The 16976-nt window shown below is 74.3% G+C and carries 12 protein-coding genes; 3 read left to right on the forward strand and 9 right to left on the reverse strand.

All coding sequences use genetic code 11. The features are described from left to right. Positions 1-78: 78 nt before the first annotated feature. From O7616_RS21730 to O7616_RS21740, 3 genes are all read right to left on the reverse strand, one after another. Positions 79-480, reverse strand: a complete 402-nt coding sequence (locus O7616_RS21730; protein WP_282303666.1) for a hypothetical protein — start codon at positions 478-480, stop codon at positions 79-81. Positions 481-843: 363 nt separating this feature from the next. Then, the gene (locus O7616_RS21735) at positions 844-1614 is read right to left on the reverse strand and encodes a DUF5995 family protein (protein ID WP_282259266.1); all 771 of its coding nucleotides are present in this window, start codon (positions 1612-1614) and stop codon (positions 844-846) included. 137 nt (positions 1615-1751) lie between these two features. After that, a complete protein-coding gene (locus O7616_RS21740; RefSeq protein ID WP_282303667.1) occupies positions 1752-4652 on the reverse strand; it encodes a LuxR family transcriptional regulator in 2901 nt (966 codons plus the stop codon). A 195-nt stretch (positions 4653-4847) separates the two neighbouring features. Here O7616_RS21740 and O7616_RS21745 point away from each other — a divergent pair, with 195 nt between their 5' ends. After that, positions 4848-7190 carry an adenylate/guanylate cyclase domain-containing protein gene (locus tag O7616_RS21745; protein WP_282303668.1) on the forward strand — a complete coding sequence of 781 codons (2343 nt, stop codon included), beginning with the start codon at positions 4848-4850 and terminating at the stop codon, positions 7188-7190. Positions 7191-7301: 111 nt separating this feature from the next. On the opposite strand, the gene O7616_RS21750 is transcribed toward O7616_RS21745, so the two are convergent. Together O7616_RS21750 and O7616_RS21755 are read right to left on the reverse strand one after the other, a co-directional pair. Next, positions 7302-7847, reverse strand: a complete 546-nt coding sequence (locus tag O7616_RS21750) for a YciI family protein (protein WP_282303669.1) — start codon at positions 7845-7847, stop codon at positions 7302-7304. Positions 7848-7903: 56 nt separating this feature from the next. Continuing rightward, positions 7904-8722 (reverse strand): class I SAM-dependent methyltransferase, encoded by an 819-nt coding sequence (locus O7616_RS21755; protein WP_282303670.1) that lies wholly within the window; start codon positions 8720-8722, stop codon positions 7904-7906. Positions 8723-8902: 180 nt separating this feature from the next. Between O7616_RS21755 and O7616_RS21760 the strand changes: the two genes are divergently transcribed. Together O7616_RS21760 and O7616_RS21765 are read left to right on the forward strand one after the other, a co-directional pair. Then, positions 8903-12175, forward strand: a complete 3273-nt coding sequence (locus O7616_RS21760; RefSeq protein WP_282303671.1) for a BTAD domain-containing putative transcriptional regulator — start codon at positions 8903-8905, stop codon at positions 12173-12175. Between the two features lie 68 nt (positions 12176-12243). Continuing rightward, entirely contained in the window at positions 12244-12957 is a 714-nt protein-coding gene (locus tag O7616_RS21765; RefSeq protein WP_282303672.1) for a hemerythrin domain-containing protein, read from the forward strand. A 119-nt stretch (positions 12958-13076) separates the two neighbouring features. Here the strand turns inward: O7616_RS21765 and O7616_RS21770 are convergent, their stop codons facing one another. The 4 genes from O7616_RS21770 to paaK all read right to left on the reverse strand — a co-directional run bounded on the left by O7616_RS21770 (position 13077) and on the right by paaK (position 16939). Continuing rightward, positions 13077-13685: a hypothetical protein gene (locus O7616_RS21770; RefSeq protein ID WP_282303673.1), complete on the reverse strand. Its 609-nt coding sequence runs from the start codon at positions 13683-13685 to the stop codon at positions 13077-13079. A gap of 89 nt (positions 13686-13774) precedes the next feature. Beyond that, complete coding sequence (locus tag O7616_RS21775) at positions 13775-14341, reverse strand: dienelactone hydrolase family protein (RefSeq protein WP_282303674.1); 567 nt, start codon at positions 14339-14341, stop codon at positions 13775-13777. Between the two features lie 89 nt (positions 14342-14430). Beyond that, complete coding sequence (locus O7616_RS21780; protein WP_282303675.1) at positions 14431-15537, reverse strand: nucleotide disphospho-sugar-binding domain-containing protein; 1107 nt, start codon at positions 15535-15537, stop codon at positions 14431-14433. A 91-nt stretch (positions 15538-15628) separates the two neighbouring features. Next, entirely contained in the window at positions 15629-16939 is a 1311-nt protein-coding gene (gene paaK / locus O7616_RS21785) for a phenylacetate--CoA ligase PaaK (protein WP_282303676.1), read from the reverse strand. Positions 16940-16976 lie beyond the last annotated feature (37 nt).

Below are 16976 nucleotides of genomic sequence, written 5' to 3' on the forward strand. Positions count from 1 at the left end.
CACCCTCACAGGTCCTGACCCGACGGTAGGCGGTAGCCGGGTGCCCAGCCTGCCGAACCGGGGACGTGAACGCGCTGCTCAGGGCAGGTCCGGGAGGGCGAGCAGTCGGGCCAGCGCGGGCGGGTCGGCGACGGTCACCGTGGCCGCCGGGTGGCGGACCAGCCCGCCGGGCACCAGGGCCGGCACCGGCGCGCCGAACCGCAGACAGACGCCGCCGGCCGTGCTACTGCCGAAGCTCACGCCCCGGTCGACCATCGACACGTGCGGCCCGATCACCCGCCACCAGCGGTACGGGCCACTCACCTCGACGGCCGTCACGTTGTCCCGGCGGGTGCGCAGCCGCCACGGCCCGTACCGGATCACCAGGTCCTGGTCTGTCACCGCGACCCAGGCCGTCGCCGGGCGGACGCCCACCAGCGCCAACACCGGGCGGAACGCCGGATCGAAGCGGAACGGGAACCGTGTCGCGACGTCGGTCATCGCGCGCCCGGTCGGGCGGTGGGTCGGGACACCGGGCCGCCCGGTCGCAGGGGCCCGGGTCGCGCGGGCCGGGGTCGGGCGGCGGGCCGCCGCCGGGCCAGGACGGTCATGGCGCGGGCGTACCCGTTACGCGCCCGCCGACACCCGGGAATCTCGCACCGCCGACTCCAGTGCCCCACCGCCGGCCGACACCCCCCGGGCCGGCCGACGGTGGCAGACGGTCGACACCCCCCGGGCCGACCGGCTGCACCCCCTGGGTCGACCAGACCTCGGCCGACCCCGTGGGGTGGGTGGAGCTGGTGGGACGCGCTCCCGCGCTCCGCCGCCCCCCACGGGGCGGAGCGCGGGAGCCCCCCGTCCCGGCTACTGCAGGAACGCCCCGAGGGGCGAGAGCAACAGCCGGCCGAGCGCGGCGGCGTTGTCGTCCAACCGCGTGCGCTCACACTCGTGGGCGTCCGGATCGTGCCGGCACCGCCAGATCCTCTGTGCGTTGCGCCAGGCGACATCGCGGGTGTACTCGACCAGTTCCCCCTGGTACCAGTCGTCGATGTCGCCGTTGAGCATGTCGATGAGCAACTGCCACCGCTCCAGATAGCCGCGGCGCAGGCCGGGGATCTTGTCGGCGAAGATGTTGTTGATCTCCAGGTAGTCGCGGTGCTGGTCGCTACCGTCGACCGGCTCCGACTCCAGGTGATCGAACGTGGTCACCAACGCGAACGGCAGGTCGAAGTTGATGTGCGCGTTCACCCCGGCCGCCGCCGAGGGCAGCGGGCGGGCGTCCGGCCCCCGCATCCGTTCGAAGAGACACGACCACGCCTTCGGGGTGCCCGGGCTGGAATCGGTCCACAACCGCATCGCGTCGAAGTACCGCGCGGCGAACTCCACGTCGAGCCGGGACAGGAACGCCGGGTCGACGAAGCGGTCGTCGTACAGCCCGTCGAGGACGCTGCTGGTGATGGTCAGGTAGAGCTTGTTGAAGTCGGCGAGGGGGCAGCTCTCCTCCAACGGAGGAAGCCGCACCAGCAGATCCTGGAGTTTGGTGAGATGATCGACGACGGCCGGCACGTCCGCGGGATGGTCGGCGAGCAAGTCGACGATGTCCCGGTGAACGGGCCCCCAGACCGGTTCGGTCATCTCTCCTCCATGGTGGTCGGCGGCATCCCCCGTGCCGTCGTCGACGCGGCACAGCCTTTCAGCCCGCACCTGTCGACCGGATCAGTAGAACGACGTATCCCGGCGCGCACAGGCGCGCCGGGATACGTCGTGGTCGGTCAGCCCCGGTGGTTACGCAGCTGGATCGCGCTGGCCTGAACGCGGGTGCGGACCTGCAACTTGTCGAAGATGTGCGAGACGTGCACCCCGATGGTCCGCTCGCTGATGAACAGCCGCTGCCCGATCTCCTTGTTGGTCAGCCCCTCCGCGACCAACGCGAGCACTTCCCGCTCCCGCGCGGTCAGCGCCGCCAACTCGTCGTCGGATGCCTGGGCCGGTGCCCCCCGGGTGGCCCCGGCGGTGGTGTCGCTCTCCTCCAGCGACACCCGGGCCCGCCCGGCCAGCTCGCGGATCTCCGAGGTCAACGGCACCGCGCCCAACCCCTGCGCCACCTCGTACGCCTCGCGCAACAGCTTGCCGGCGGTCGCCAGCCGACTGCGCCGAGCCAACAACGCCTCGGCCTGCCGCAGCCGCGAGTACGCCGCCGGATAGGGGTGGTTACGCCGGTCCCACTCGGCGACCGAGGTCGCCCACAGCTCCGGGTCACTGCCGTCGAGGCGGCTCACCTCGGCGGCGCAGAGCGCCAGGAACCCCTCCACGACCGAGCGCACCGGTCGGGCCGCGCCGGCGCTCTTGCGGGCCATCCGGTCGGCGACGTCGCGTAGTCGGCGCACCGCCGTCGGGTCCACCTCCAGGGTGCGGCTGGCGTGCGCCTCCGCCTCGGCGCGCAGGCCGTGCCAGACCAGGGCGGACAGGATCATCACGTCGTCGGAGCGGCTCTCGGTGAGGCCGCGCTGCACCGCCAGCCGCGCCACGTCGTGCCGGCCCTCCCACATGGCCAGCCCGGAGCGCAGGGTGAGCAGCGGGATGACGTGCCGCGCCCCGCCGCCGGCGAGCAGGGTCGCCACGGCGTCCAGGTCCCGACCGGCGGCCTCGATGTCGCCGTAGCCCACCGAGAGCCGGCACCGGGCGAGCAGCAACTCGACGGCGTCCGCACCGGACGGTCGCTGCCGCAACGCCACGGCGACGACCTTCTCCGCCTCGGCCCACTGACCGACCCGGAACAACCCGTTGATGGCGATGGCCAACAGCCGGGTGCCCCAGGTGCGGCCCAACCCCAGCTCGGCCACCCGTTCGGCACCCCGCCGGGCCACCACCACACCCTCTTCGAGGATGTTCAGCGGCCCGGTCAGCAACTCCGCCAGGTGCAGGTACGCGCAGGCCACGTCCTCGGGACGGCCGGCGCGTTCGGCGGTGTCGAGGGCGTCGCGCATGACCGCCAGGCCGGCGTCCGGATCCTCCAGGAAGGCGTCGCTGAAGCCCAGCGCCGAACTGGCGAGCACGACCTCGGTGACGGACCCCTCCACGTTCTCGGCCAGCGCCAGCGCCTCGCGTGCCCGGTCACCGGCATCGGCGTACCGGCCCAGGTGCAGCAACAACTCGGCCAGGCGCGCGGCGGCCGCGGCGCGGTCGCGCGGGGAGCAGTCCGCCGCCTTCAACGCCCGCTGGTACTCCTCCTCGGCCAACGCGGAGCGACCGGCGGCGGCCAGGTAACGGGCCCGGCGGATGTGCAACGCGCAGCTCGGCTCACCACCCTGGAGCGTGGCCAGCTCCTCCAGTAGGGCCAACGCGCGGGCGTGCTCCCCACTGTGGTGGGCGGCCTCGGCGGCGTTCCCGAGCAGCTCGACGCGGTCCACCGCGAGAGGGCCCGAGTCGGCGGCGAGCTGCAACGCCACCGACCAGTGGCGGTGGGCCTCGGCGTAGCCGCCCAGCCGCTCGGCCTCCTGCGCGGCGGCCACCGCCGCCGGCAGGGCGCGCGCCGGGTCACCGGCCAGCCGCCAGTGGTGTGCCAGTCGGGCCTGGTGCAGCTCACCGGGCGCCGAGGTCAGCGCCTCGGCGTAGCGGCGGTGCAGCCCGGAACGCTCGGCCGGCAGCAACTCGTGCGCCAGCACCTCGGCGACGAGGCGGTGCCGCAGCCGGTAGCCGTCGTCCGCGCCGACCAGCAGCCGGTGTGCCACCGCCGCGCGGGCCGCGTCGATCAGCTCGTCCTCGGGCAAGCGCAGCACCTCGGCCAGCAGCCAGTGCTGCACCGGCTCGACGCCGGCGGCCACCGCGTGCACCACCGCGTGCGCGTGCTGCGGCAGCGCGTCGACCCGGTCGAGGAAGATCTCCCGCAGCGTCTCGGACAGGCCGTCGCGGCCGTCACGCAGGTCGCGGGCCAACTCCTCGATGACGAACGGGTTGCCACCGCTGCGCTGCCACACCTGCTCGGCGGCGTCCGCGGACAGGGCGCGGCCGACCACCGCGGCGGCGAGCTCCTCCGTCTCGGCCCGGCCCAGCGGCGCCAGGTCGAGCACCCGCACCGTCCGCAGACGACGCAGCTCGGTGAGCACCCGGCGCAGTGGGTGCGCGCCCTGCAACGACTCGGCGCGCACCGCCGCCAGCACCGAGAGCTGGAGATCGCCCAGACCGGCCAACAGGTAGAGCAGCAGTTGCCGGGTGCTGCGGTCGACCCACTGGAGATCGTCGAGGATCAACACCAACGGTCTGCCCTCGGCGATCAGGTGCAGCCCACGCGACACCCGCTCCAGCAACGCGCCCGCGCCGTCCGGGCCGGCGGTCTCGTCGGCGACCATCTGCAACAGCCCCCGCACCGCCGAGGAGCTGCGCGCGCGGGCGGCGGACAGGTCCGCGTCGTAGCGGCGGAGCGCCTGCAACAGCGGGTGCAGCGGGGAGGCGTCGCCGATGTCCAGACAGCTGCCGGTGAGCACCACGGCGCCCTGGTCACGCAGCCGGTCACCGATCTCACCCAGCAGCCGGGTCTTGCCCACACCACTCTCACCGGTCAGGAAGACGGCGGCGGTCTGCCCGTGCGCCGCGTCACCGAGCAACGCGGACCGAACCGACCGCACCAGCTCGGCCCGACCCACGAGCGGTGCGGTGTCCACATCGCTGGCCATGGCACGCAGCCTAATCACAGTGCCCCGCACCGTTCTACGGCCGCCCGCCGCTTGTGGTACTCCTCGCGTCGACTTTGCGACTAAAGGTTGCGGGTGGCCGACATACGTCGTTCTGCAGATCCCCCGGGAGCCCAGGGATGCCAATCTCCGGAGGTCATCAGGCAGAGAACGCGGAGAAGGGCCGGTGCGATACCCATGACCAGCAGCATCGTCGTCGTCGACCCGCGACGGACCGGCACCGGACACTGGCCGGTGACGGTGGAGAGACGCATCGTCACCGTCCTCTTCGCGGACATCGTCGGTTCCACCGGCCTGGTGGACCGGCTCGACCCGGAGGACGTCCGCGCCCTGCAACGGGCCTACTTCGACGCCGTCGCCGGCGTGCTGCACCGCTGGCAGGGTGTCGTGGAGAAGTACGTCGGCGACGCGGTGATGGCCCTCTTCGGCGCTCGGCACTCGGACGGCTTCGACGCGTACCGCGCGGTGCGCGCCGGGCTCGAGATCCAGGCCGCGCTGGACCGCCGGCCGATGGTCGACGACATCAAACTGCGCGTGCGCGTCGGGGTCGCCACCGGTGAGGTCGTCGTCGACCTGGGCGGTGCCGTCAGTGGCGGGCACGGGGTGGCCAGCGGCGCGGTGATCACCACCGCCGCCCGTCTGCAGGAGTACGCGGAGCCCGGCGCGGTGGCGCTCTGCGCGGCCACCGCACGCGCCACCGCCGGCCTGATCACCCAACGTCAGCTGGTGGCGGTGTCGGTGGCCGGCCGGGTGCCCCCGATGCCGGTCTGGCACGCGGTCGGCCCGGTACGCCCCGGCACCGACCGCCACGACGGCCCGCTGATCGGTCGTCGCCGCGAACTGGCCACCATTCGCGACCAGGTGAGCCGGGCCGTCCGCGAGCAGAGTCCGAGGTGGCTGTCGCTGGTCGGCCCTACCGGCAGTGGCCGCAGCCGCCTGCTGCACGAGATGACCCGTGGGCTGACCACCGTGGACGGCCGGCCGGTGCGCTGGTGTGTGGCGACCTGCCAGCCGTACCCCGATCAGGCTCTGGCACCCGCCGCCGAGCTGCTCCGCGACCTCGCCGGGGTGCGGCACGGCGACGGCCCGGCGGTGGTCCACGACCGGTTGGTCGCCGCCCTGACGTCGCTGTTCCCGCCGGAGCGCGTCGCGGCGGCGATCCCGGCCCTGCAGCGGTTCCTGACCAGCCCGGACCGCTCGTCGGCCGCGCTGGCGGGGGCGGCGGTCTGCCGCGACGTCCTGCTGCGCCTGGCCGCGCACCAACCGCTCGTCGTCGCCGTGGACGACGTGGACCGGGCGGCGCCCGCGATGAGCCGGTTCCTGCACGCGCTGTTCACCGCGGCGACGGCGCGCGGTCTGCCGCTCGCCCTGATCACCCTGCACCAACCGCAGTGGGCCGACACCCGGCCCAGCCCGGCGCGACGGATGACGATCGGACCACTGGCCACGGTGCAGTCCGGGCGGCTGCTGCGCCACCTGCTCACCCGGGCCGGACAGCCGGTGACCCTGGTCGGCCGGCTGCTGCCACTGGTGGGAGGCCGACCCGGGCACGCGGCCGCGTACGTCACGTCGCTCGTGGACGGCGCCGACCCGGTGGCGCTCCCCCTGCCCGAGGCGCTACGCCGGGTCGTCGGCGCCGAACTGGACACCCTCGACGGTGAACGGCGGGCGGTGCTGATGGCCGCCGCCACCCTCGGCGGTGTGATCTGCGGCGACGCCGTCGACCGGGCCCTCGGCTGGCCGCCCGGTCGGTCCGCGCCCGCCTTGCGGGCGTTGGTCGCCGCCGGGCTGCTGCTCCCCCGCCGTGTCGGTGGGTACGCGTTCGCCGCGCCCGCGCTGCGTCAGGTCGCCGCCGAGCGGCTGCCCCGCGCGCTACGGGCCGTCTTCGTCCACCGCGTCGGCGACGTCGTGCGTCTCGACGCCGTCGAATCCGGTGACCGCGCTCGCGGCGACCTGGCCGGCGGCCGACCGGGTGCCGGTCGTGCTGCCGCCGTCGGCTCGGCCGCACGACGGGCCGAGGTGGTGCCCCTCGACGCCGGTCGCGTCGGGCGCGGCGGCCTCGACGCCGCTCGCGTCGGGAACAGCGGCCTCGACGCCGCTCGCGTCGGGAACAGCCGTCCCGGGGCGGTGTTCACGGCGTCGCCCTCGGCCGGGCCGCGCCGACATCCGTCCCGCCCGGCAGTGGGCACCGTACCGGCCGCGCCCGTCCAGCGCCCGGTCAGTGTCCTCACCGGCCGACGGGACGGCGCTGGGACGACCCGAGCGCCGGGCTCCCGCCGGCTCCGAGCCGTCGCGTCGGCGGGCGACGTGCCGCCGACGCGCGGGTCCGCGACGCCGAACCACGCGGGCGGTCGTCGGGCCGCCGCCGGCGACCGGGGTTCGGCGTCGGTCCGCGTCGTGCCGGCGGTGCCGGGGTCGGCCCAGCACGCCGCCGCCGTCGGGGGTCCACCCGGGGCGGTGCGCGCCCTGCCGCCCCCTCCGGTGGCCCGATGGTCGGACGGCCTGGCTAGCTGCGCCTGAGGCGCCGTCCCGGCCTCGTCCCTCGATCGTCGGCAGCCGAGCACCTCGACACGCCGAGCACCGCCCTGCCCGGCTGCCACGACCGAGCCGAGCAGACGGGTCGGAGCGGGGTCAGGTGGGTCGCCCACCGAACCGCCAGTCGTGCACCTCGACGTCGGCGTACCGGTTCGCGGTCAGGAGGGCACGGGCCGCGTCCCGGGACGGCGCCCGGAGCAGCGCGGCGGTGCCCAACCACGTGCCGCCGTCGTCGGACAGCAGCGGCCCGTACGCGATCAGCTCGTCCGGGTCGGATGGCACGGCCAGGTCGACGGCCTCCCCCGCTCCGAGACCGAGCACCAGATACCTGTCACCGCCGGTGCGACCGCCCGGGAAGTCCCACATCGTGCGGCCCAGCGTGTTGCGCCATCGGCGCACCAGCACGTCCCGGTAGACGCCGGCCTGGTAGTTGGGCTCGTCGAAGGCGAACGCCCGCGCGGCGGCCGGGTCGGGCAGATCGACGATGTGCACACTGCCGGTGGCGGTGTCGCCGGACAGGGTCGGACCGCGAGCGATCATCTCCCTCGCGAACCGGTCCATGTAGGACCAGTGCTCGGCCGACAACTCGTCGCGCAACTCCCCCGAGCCGGGTCGGTCGCGGTGGTAGCACAGGAACTCCATGCCGCACGATATCGAGGCGGGCCCGCCCTGCGGACCGACGGGCCCGGCGGGCCCGGCTAGGGCACGGTCGCCGAGGCCAGCAGCGCCGCGGTGGGCAGTGCGAGCAGACCGTCCGAGTCGCGGTAGGGAGCGGTCACCTCGTCGTACGCGGCACGGATGCGGACCAGCGCGTCCGCCGGTTGGGCAGCCAACACGAGGCCGGGTTTGCTGATGCCGTTGGCGGGACCGCTCCACCACGCCTCGGGGTCGGTGCGATGCACCCAGGTGATCACGTCGCACCGCACGTCGCCGAGGCCGGCCCTGTCGAGCAACCCCGTGAACCCGTCGGGGGTACGGGGAAAATCGCGGTCCTCGTCGACAGTCGGCACGTCGGTCGGACGGTCGACCCCGGCGGTGTCGAAGACCGTCCCCCACAGGCTCTGCGCCTCGGGCGTGGGGTCCGGCCACACCGTCACCGCGATCCGGCCGCCCGACCGGACGACCCGTCGCAGCTCGTCCAGCGCGGCGAGCGGATCACCCACGTGGTTGATCACGAAGTTCGCCACCGCCGCGTCGAAGGATCCGGAGGCGAACGGGAGGCGCGGCAGTGCCGCGAGGCGGACCTCCTCGGCCGACGGGACACGGCTGCGCGTCAACTCCACCATGCTGGGCTCGGCGTCGACGGCGACGACGGCCGCGCCACGGGCGCTCGCCAACCCGGCCACGGTCCCGGATCCGGTGCCGGCATCGAGCACCCGCGTGCCCGCACCGACGTGCGCGGCGTCCAACAGCGCTGGTGCCGGATGAGCGCAGAGCCCGGCGAGGCTGCGGTCGTACGCGGCAGCCCGCCCGGACCAGTGCGACCGCACGTACTCGTCGTAGGCAGTCGTCGTCATCGCCCGTACCCCTCAACGATCTTGATGGTGGTGCCACGATATCGAACGGGATGTCTCCCCGAGCGCCCCGCGCACCGACGGGACGCCGCGGTCCCCCGGGTGGCCTGGTCGTTCGTTGCCCACGACGAGCGGTGGGGCGCCGACGGGACGACTAGGATCGACCCAGTCATGCTGCTACGGGTGCTGGGACCGCTTGAGGTCGAGGTCGACACAGGCGGACCGGTCGACCTCGGCGGCCCCCGTCAACGCGCCGTGCTCGCGCTGCTGCTGGCGGCCCGAGGCGAGGTCGTCCCCGTCGGTCGGATGATCGAGGATCTGTGGCGGGGTGACCCTCCGCCCCGGGCGATCGCCTCCCTGCAGGCGTACGTCTCGCACCTGCGCCGCCTGTTGGAACCCGCCCGGGAACGCCGGGCACCGGCGCGGGTCCTGGTGACCGCGCCGCCCGGCTACGCGATCCGGGTGCCCACCGACGCCGTGGACGCCGGCCGGTTCGAGGCGCCTCTCGCCGAGGCACGGGCGGTCAGCGCCGCCGAGCCGGGCCACGCACGGCGGCTGCTGGACGCCGGGCTCGACCTGTGGCGCGGGCCCGCGTACGCCGAGTTCGCCGAGGAGCCGTGGGCCCAGCCGGAGGTGCTGCGGCTGGAGGAGCTGCGCCTCGCCGCGCGGGAGCTGCTCGTCGACGTGCGCGTGCGTGGGGGCGGCGCGGCCGAGGCGGTGCCGGAGGCGGAGGTGCTCACCCGGCAGGCACCACTGCGGGAGGAGAGTTGGCGGCTGTTGGCGCTGGCGTTGTGGCGTACCGGTCGGCAGGGCGACGCCCTCGCCGCGCTGCGTCGCGCCCGGGCGACGCTGGCCGACCAGCTCGGCCTGGACCCGGGTCCGTCCCTGGTCGAGCTGGAGTCCGCGATCCTGGGTCAGCGTGTCGACCTGCTTGCGCCGGTGGCCGCGACGGCGGCACGCGTCGCCGCCCCGGCGAGCGAGGAGGTGTTCGTCGGACGGGAGACCGAGCTGGCCGCCCTCGGGCGGGCGGCCACCGAGGCCGCGACGAACGGGCCGCGCGTCGCGCTCGTCAGCGGCGAGGCCGGCGCGGGCAAGACGACGCTGCTCGCCCGGTTCCGGGAGGAGCTCGGCTCCCGCGGCTGGCTGGTCACCGTCGGCCGCTGCCCGGAGGTCGAGGGCGCTCCACCGGCCTGGCCGTGGGTCGAGGCGCTGCGGCAGCTCGCCGAGCAGGTGCCGCCGGGAGAGCTCGCACCGGCGCTCGCGCCGCTGCTCGGCGGCGGCGACGGCGAGGCGGGTGGTGACGTCGCCGCGGGCCGGTTCCGCCTGCACCGCGCGGTCGGCGCGTGGTTGGGCGAGGCCGCGGCCGGACGACCGGTCGCGGTCGTCCTGGACGACCTGCACGCCGCCGACGCCGAGACGCTGCTCCTGCTGAACAGCGCCACCGAGATGACCACCGGCGCCGTGCTGTTCGTCGCGGCGATGCGGCCCACCGACAACCGCGAGCGGCTCGCCGACACGATGGCCGTCCTGGCCCGGCGGTCACCCCACCGGATCCAGTTGGGCGGCCTGACCACGGCCCAGGTCGAGCGGATGCTCGGCGCGCTGGCCCGGACCGCCCTCGACTCCGACACGGTCGCCGCGCTGACCGAACGCACCGGGGGAAACCCGTTCTACGTACGCGAGTCGGCCCGGCTGCTCGCCGCCGAGGGCACGCTCGTCGCCACCTCCGAGGTGCCGGAGGGGGTACGCGACGTGCTGCGCCGCCGACTCACCCGCCTGCCGCCGTCGGCGGTCTCGGTGCTGCGCCTCGCCGCCACCCTGGGGCGGGAGGCGGACCTGCGGACACTCGTCGACGCCTCCGACACCGACGAGGCGTCGACCCTCGAAGCCGTGGAGGTCGGGTTGACCGCCGGCCTGCTCACCGAACCGGCGCCCGGGCGGGTGCGCTTCGTGCACGGCCTGGTCCGCGACACCGTCTACACCGACCTGTCCCACCTGCGCCGGACCCGCCTGCACGCCCGGGTCGCCGACGCCACCCGCCGACTGGCACCCGAGGACTACCCGTCGCTGGCCCACCACTACGCCCGCGCCGCGTCGGCCGACACCGCAGCGCTCGCCGTCGACTACGCCGTCCGCGCCGCCGAGCTGGCCGAGCGGCGGTACGCGTACGACACCGCGATCGAGGTGCTGGGCCACGCGCTCGACGCCGCCGCGACGGTCGCCGGGGACCGCGACGCGCTGCGGGTCGATCTGCTCGGCCGACTGCTGCGCGCCCAGGCCCGCGCCGGTGCGGTGGCCGCCGCCCGGGCGACCCGCGCCCGGGCGATCGACGTCGCCGCCGCGTCCGGTCGGGACGACCTGCTGGTCGCGGCGTTCACCGCGTGGACCGTCCCGACGCCGTGGCTGACGCACGCGTACGGCGTGGTGGACCACCGGGTCGTGGAGCTGCTCACCCGGCTCCTGCGGACCGGCGACCTGGACCCGGTCGCCCGCTGTCGACTGCTCGACGCGCTCGCCACCGAGCTGGACGGCGAGGCGGACCCTCGGGGCGCGGCGTCCGGGCGGGAGGCGCTGGCGTTGTCACGGCGGCTGGACGATCCCGAACTGCGCGCGCTCGGGCTGGCCGCGCGGGTCCGCACCATGAGCTACGAACGGGAAGCACGGCACCGTCGGGACCTGGCTTTGGAGCTGCGCGACCTCGCCGACGAGCACGGGCTGGTGACGTACCGCTCGGTCGCCGAGCAGGTGCTCGGCCACTGCGCCGCCGCGCTCAACGAGCCGGGCGAGCTCCGCGCCAGTGTCGCCCGCCACGGGTGGCTGGCCGACACGTACCAACTCAACGAGGCGCAGGTCATCCACCTGTGCGCCCTGGGTGCCATCGCGCACGTCGCCGGTGACTTCGTCGCGGCGCGGCGACACTACGACGAGGTCGCCGTGCAGATGCGGCGGCAGGGTTCGCTGCACGCCGAGGCCTTCCACTACTTCTCCGTGGCGACCCTGCTGATCAGCCAGGGACGCTTCGGTGAGCACGTGGAGGCCACCCTGCGGGTACGCGAGTCGTTGGGGCCGATCGTGGACGACCTGCTGGCGCTGGCGCTGATCGACAGCGGGCGGGTGGACGAGGCGCGGGCCATGCCGCTCGGGCGGCACACCTACCGCCCCGACTACTTCGAGTCGGCGCTGCTGAGCGTACGCGGGATGGTCATCGTGGCGCTGGGCCGACGGGACCTGGCCCAACCGGTGATCGACGCCCTGCTCCCGGTACGCGACCAACTGGCCGGTTTCGCCACCACCGCGGCCGTGGTACGGCCGGTCGCGTTGACGCTCGGGGAGCTGTTCCGCCTGCTGGGGCGCACCGAGGAGGCGACGCGGCACTTCACACTGGCGGCCGGGGTGGCCCGCCGGTGGGAGTCGCCGCACTGGCTGGCCGCGGCGACGGCGGCACTGGCGGACTGACCGTCGCGGTCGGTGGATTCCAAGTCGGTTCCAAGTGGCACCGGGCATGATCGACGAATCTGTGCCAGTTGATCCTCGGAAAGGTCACCGTGAACCAGAACCACCGCGAAGCCATGGCCGACGTGCGCGACATGTACATGGCCCACACGACGTTCCGTCGCGAGTTCAGCCTGCTGCCGCAGCTCGTCCGCGACGTCGCACCCGGTGACGCCAAGCGAGCGGAGGTCGTCGGCGCCCACGCCGAGCTGCTCTGCCACATGCTGCACCTGCACCACGAGGGGGAGGATCTGCTGCTGTGGCCGCGGCTCGTCGAGCGCGGCGGCGAGGAGGCGGCGGCGATCGTGCCCACGATGGAGAAGCAACACCACGCCATCGAGGAGGCCCACGCGGCGGTGGTCGCCCTGCTGCCCGGCTGGCGGCGTACCGGGCGCGGCGGTGACCAGCTCGCTGACGCGTTCGAGCACCTGCGCGCCGCGCTGATCGAGCACATGGCCATGGAGGAGGCCGAGATCCTGCCCCTGGCGCAACGGCACGTCACCGCCCGGGAGTGGATGCAACTCGGCGAGCACGGCATGAGCAACTCTCCGAAGAAGCAGCTGCCGCTGGCCTTCGGCCTGGCGATGTACGAGGGCGACCCCGAGGTGATCAAGGCGGTGCTGGCCCACGCCCCGCTGCCGGCCCGGCTGCTCATGCCGATCATCGGACCCCGACTGTTCGCCAGCCACGCCAAGCGGGTGCACGGCACCGCCACTCCCCCGCGCATCGGCGCCGGGGCCCGCTGAGCGAGGTCGACAACCGACCCGACAGGCCTGACGATCCGACCCGACGTCGGGCCTGCCGGGCTCGGTCACCCCGTGCGGGCGGCGCCGTCGCACATCGCGCGGGAGCCCGGCCCCGGGCCTCATCGTTGCGACGGGATCGCGGCCTCGTCGCCCGCCGGGACGACCGTCCCGGCGAGGGCGTCGCGGTCCAGACGGACGCCTGCCCCGCCCCGGGAGCGCGACGGTCGCCACCGGGATGGGGGCCTGCGCAGGAGGGGATGGGCCTGCGGTACGCCGGCGCGAATCTGCTGCTGGAGCAGGTGGAGCGTCGGCCACCACTCGGGGTGACCCGCCACCACCTCGTCGAGAATCGGGCTCTGCCGCAGCATCTCGGCCGGCCAGTGATGCCACGAGTGGGCGAAGTCGAAGGCGGGCAGCAGCGAGGCCATCTGAAGATTGCACTCGAGCACGTCGCCGAGGAGTTCCGCGAAGATCAACACCGTCGGCCGCTCCGCGTCGTCCGGCGCGCAGGGCTTCCCGTCGAAGAAGTACGGCCGCGCCGACGGGTCCTGGAGCAGGCGTTCATGCCAGGAACGGATGAGGTTGTTGACCTCGACGAGCGCGGTGGCCGAGCCGATGCCGTTGTTGATCCGGCTCTGCCTCGCCACCTCTCGGGTCTGCAGCGCGGAGAAGCACAGCGATATCGCGACCAGCATCAGACCGATGACGTTCAGGACCGTCTCGTTCACGCCTGTGCCCTTCGATGAGGGGAGCCTGTCGTCAGGCTAGGCAGGCGCGGCAACCATCGACGGTCGTGCTGCTCCGCAGACCTCGATGCTCACCGGGCGGCCAGGAAGGCCAGCACCCTGGGCCAGGTCGCCGCGCTGGCGTCCGGGGAGTATTCACCGGCTTCCGGGTCGGTGAACAGGTGACCCACACCGGGGTAGCGGAAGACCACCAGGTCGGCGCCGGCGCCGGTCATCGCCTGTTGCCACTCGTCGACCTCGTCCGGGGTGTCGTACGGGTCGGGATGGGCGAGGTGCAGCTGCACCGGCAACCCGGACCGGACCGCGTCCGGCGCGCCGCCGGTGCCGTGCAGCAGGAGCAGCCCGCCCGCGTCGGGTCGCTCGGCCAGCAGCGCCCCGGCCACGCCGGCGCCCATCGAGAAGCCGGCGAGAACCGTCTCGGGTGGCAGGTCCCGCAGGGCGGCCCGGGCCCGGTCCAGCACCACCTCCTGACCGACCTTGTCGAGCAGCGCGAAGCCCTCCTCGACGGTGTCGACGGCCGGGACGCCGTACAGGTCGGGGGTGCTGACCTGGTGCCCGGCGGCGCGCAGCCGGTCGGCGGCGGCGCGCACGGCGGGCCGCAGCCCGTACACGGAGTGGAAGAGCACGACGTGTCGCATCACGTCATCCTGCCGCAACCGGCCGCATACCAAGGGTGGCCACGCGGGGCGGCGGTCAGACCAACGCCGCCAAGCGCGCGGGACGGCGGTCAGACCAACGCCGCCAGCCGCGCGACGAGGTCGGCCGGCGGCGGCATCGCGGCGATCTCCCGACTGACCTGCCCGGCGGCGGTGCGCAGGGCGTCGTCGGTGAGCAGGCGGGTCAGCGCCTGCGCGGTGATGTCCCGGGGGTGCAGCGCCAGACCGGCGCCGCGGCGGGCGACCAGCTCGGCGTTGTGCCGCCGGTCCCCCGCACCGACGGTGGCGAGCTGGGGCAGACCTGCGGCGAGGGCGCCGAAGACGCTGCCCGCCCCACCGTGGTGGACCAGCGCCGCGCTCGCCGGTATTGCCGCGTCGAGCGGGATCCAGTCGACCACCCGCACGTTGCCGGGCAGCGAACGGGCCGACCGCTCGTCCGGTCGGACCAGCACGATCTCGGCGTCGACCTGGGCGGCGGCGGCCACCACGGCGGGCATCGGCCCCCGGTCGCCGGGGCCGGTCAGGGTGCTGCGGGTGACCAGGATCCGGGGCCGGTCGCCCGGCTCGCGCAGCCAGGTCGGCAGCTCGCCGCCGCCGATGTAGGAGTCGTACCGCATCGGCCAACCGGCCTGGGTGGCGACGCTGGGAGGGGCCACGGCGAGGGCGGCGGCGGGTGGCGGCAGTTCGGTCAGACCGTGTCGGCGCAGTGCGGCGCCGAGCCGGGCGGTGGTCGCGCGGACCAGGTCGCGGCCGTCGAAGAGGGCGTTCTCCTGGCGTACGGCCGGCACGTCGAGGCGAGCGGCGGCCACCGCGCCGGCGACCGCGAACGGTTCGTGCAGCACCAGATCCGGCCGCCAGCGGGCGGCCAGTGCGACCACCGGATCGGTGAGCTGGTCGTTGAGCGCGCCGAAGAGCAGGCCGGCGCCCCGGGTGCCGGCGGTGCCGGCCATTTCGGCGCGGGCGATCAGCGGGTGGCGGGGGAAGACGCGCAGCGCGATCCGGCCGAAGTCGAAGCCCGGTGCGATGTCGTGGACGGCCAGCCCGGCGTCGGCGGCGGCCAGACCGCCGCCGCCGGTGGCCAGCAGCACGTCGTGGCCGGCGTCGCGCAGCGCGACCGCGAGCGGCACCAGCGGGAAGACGTGCCCGACGAGCGGGGCGGAGACCACCAGCACGCGCATGGGCAGGATCCTATGTCGCCACCTGCGCCCGGCGGGGCCCCGAAGGAGCAGCTCTACCGGGGACGGCACCGGCCCATCGCGGTGCCGGCCGTCAGACCGCCGCCGGTCGTTGGTCGACGATGCGGCGCATCTTGCCCATCGAGCGTTCCACCGTGTCCGGGTCGAGGACGTCGACGGCCACGCTCACCCCGATGGTGTTCTTCACCAGGTCGACGAGCGTCGCGCCGGCCCGCTCGGCCGCGTCCGCGGTGACCTCGGCCCGCCGCTCCACCCGCACCGTCAGGGTGTCCAACCGAGCCTGCCGATCGAGTACGCACTGGAAGTGCGGCGACAACTGCGGCGTCCGCAGGATCAGCTCCTCGATCTGGGTGGGGAAGACGTTCACCCCGCGCACGATCATCATGTCGTCCGTGCGGCCGGTGATCTTCTCGATCCGGCGCATCGGGCGGGCGGTGCCGGGCAGCAGCCGGGTCAGGTCGCGGGTGCGGTAGCGCACGACCGGCATCGCCTCCTTGGTCAGCGAGGTCAGCACCAGCTCACCCCGTTCACCGTCGGGCAGCACCGCCCCGGTGACCGGGTCGATGATCTCCGGGTAGAAGTGGTCCTCCCAGACGTGCAGCCCGTCCTTGGTTTCGACGCACTCGGTGGCCACGCCGGGGCCCATCACCTCGGAGAGCCCGTAGATGTCCACCGCGTGGATGTCCAGGCGCTGCTCCATCTCCCGGCGCATGTCCTCGGTCCACGGCTCCGCGCCGAAGATCCCCACCCGCAGCGAGGTGGCACGCGGGTCGAGGCCCTGGCGCTGCATCTCGTCGGCGATGGCGAGCATGTAGCTGGGCGTGACCATGATGACCTCGGGTTCGAAGTCGCGGATCAGCATGACCTGCCGTTCGGTCATGCCGCCGGAGACCGGGATGACGGTGCAGCCCAGCTCCTCCGCGCCGTAGTGCGCGCCCAGGCCGCCGGTGAAGAGCCCGTAGCCGTACGCGACGTGCACGCGGTCGCCGGGGCGGCCGCCGGAGGCCCGGATCGACCGGGCCATCAGCCGCGCCCAGGTACGCAGGTCGTCGCGGGTGTAGCCGACCACCGTCGGCCGTCCGGTGGTGCCGGAGGAGGCGTGCAGCCGGGCGACCTGCTCCCGGGGGACGGCGAACATGCCGAACGGGTAGTTCTCCCGCAGCTCGGCCTTGCCGGTGAACGGGAAGCGGGCCAGGTCGTCGAGGTCACGACAGTCGTCGGGGTGCACCCCGGCCGCCTCGAACGCCCGGCGGTAGTGCGGCACGTTGTCGTACGCGTGCCGCAGTGACCAGCGCAGCCGTTCGCGTTGCAGCGCGCGCAGCTCATCGACGGCGGCGCGCTCGATCGGCTCCAGCTCCTCCGGACGAGGGGTGCGGTCGTGCATCGCGTGCCTCCTTGGTACGGCGGTCCCGGTGGGGCTG

The organism is Micromonospora sp. WMMD964 (genome assembly GCF_029581455.1).
Classification (GTDB): domain Bacteria; phylum Actinomycetota; class Actinomycetes; order Mycobacteriales; family Micromonosporaceae; genus Micromonospora.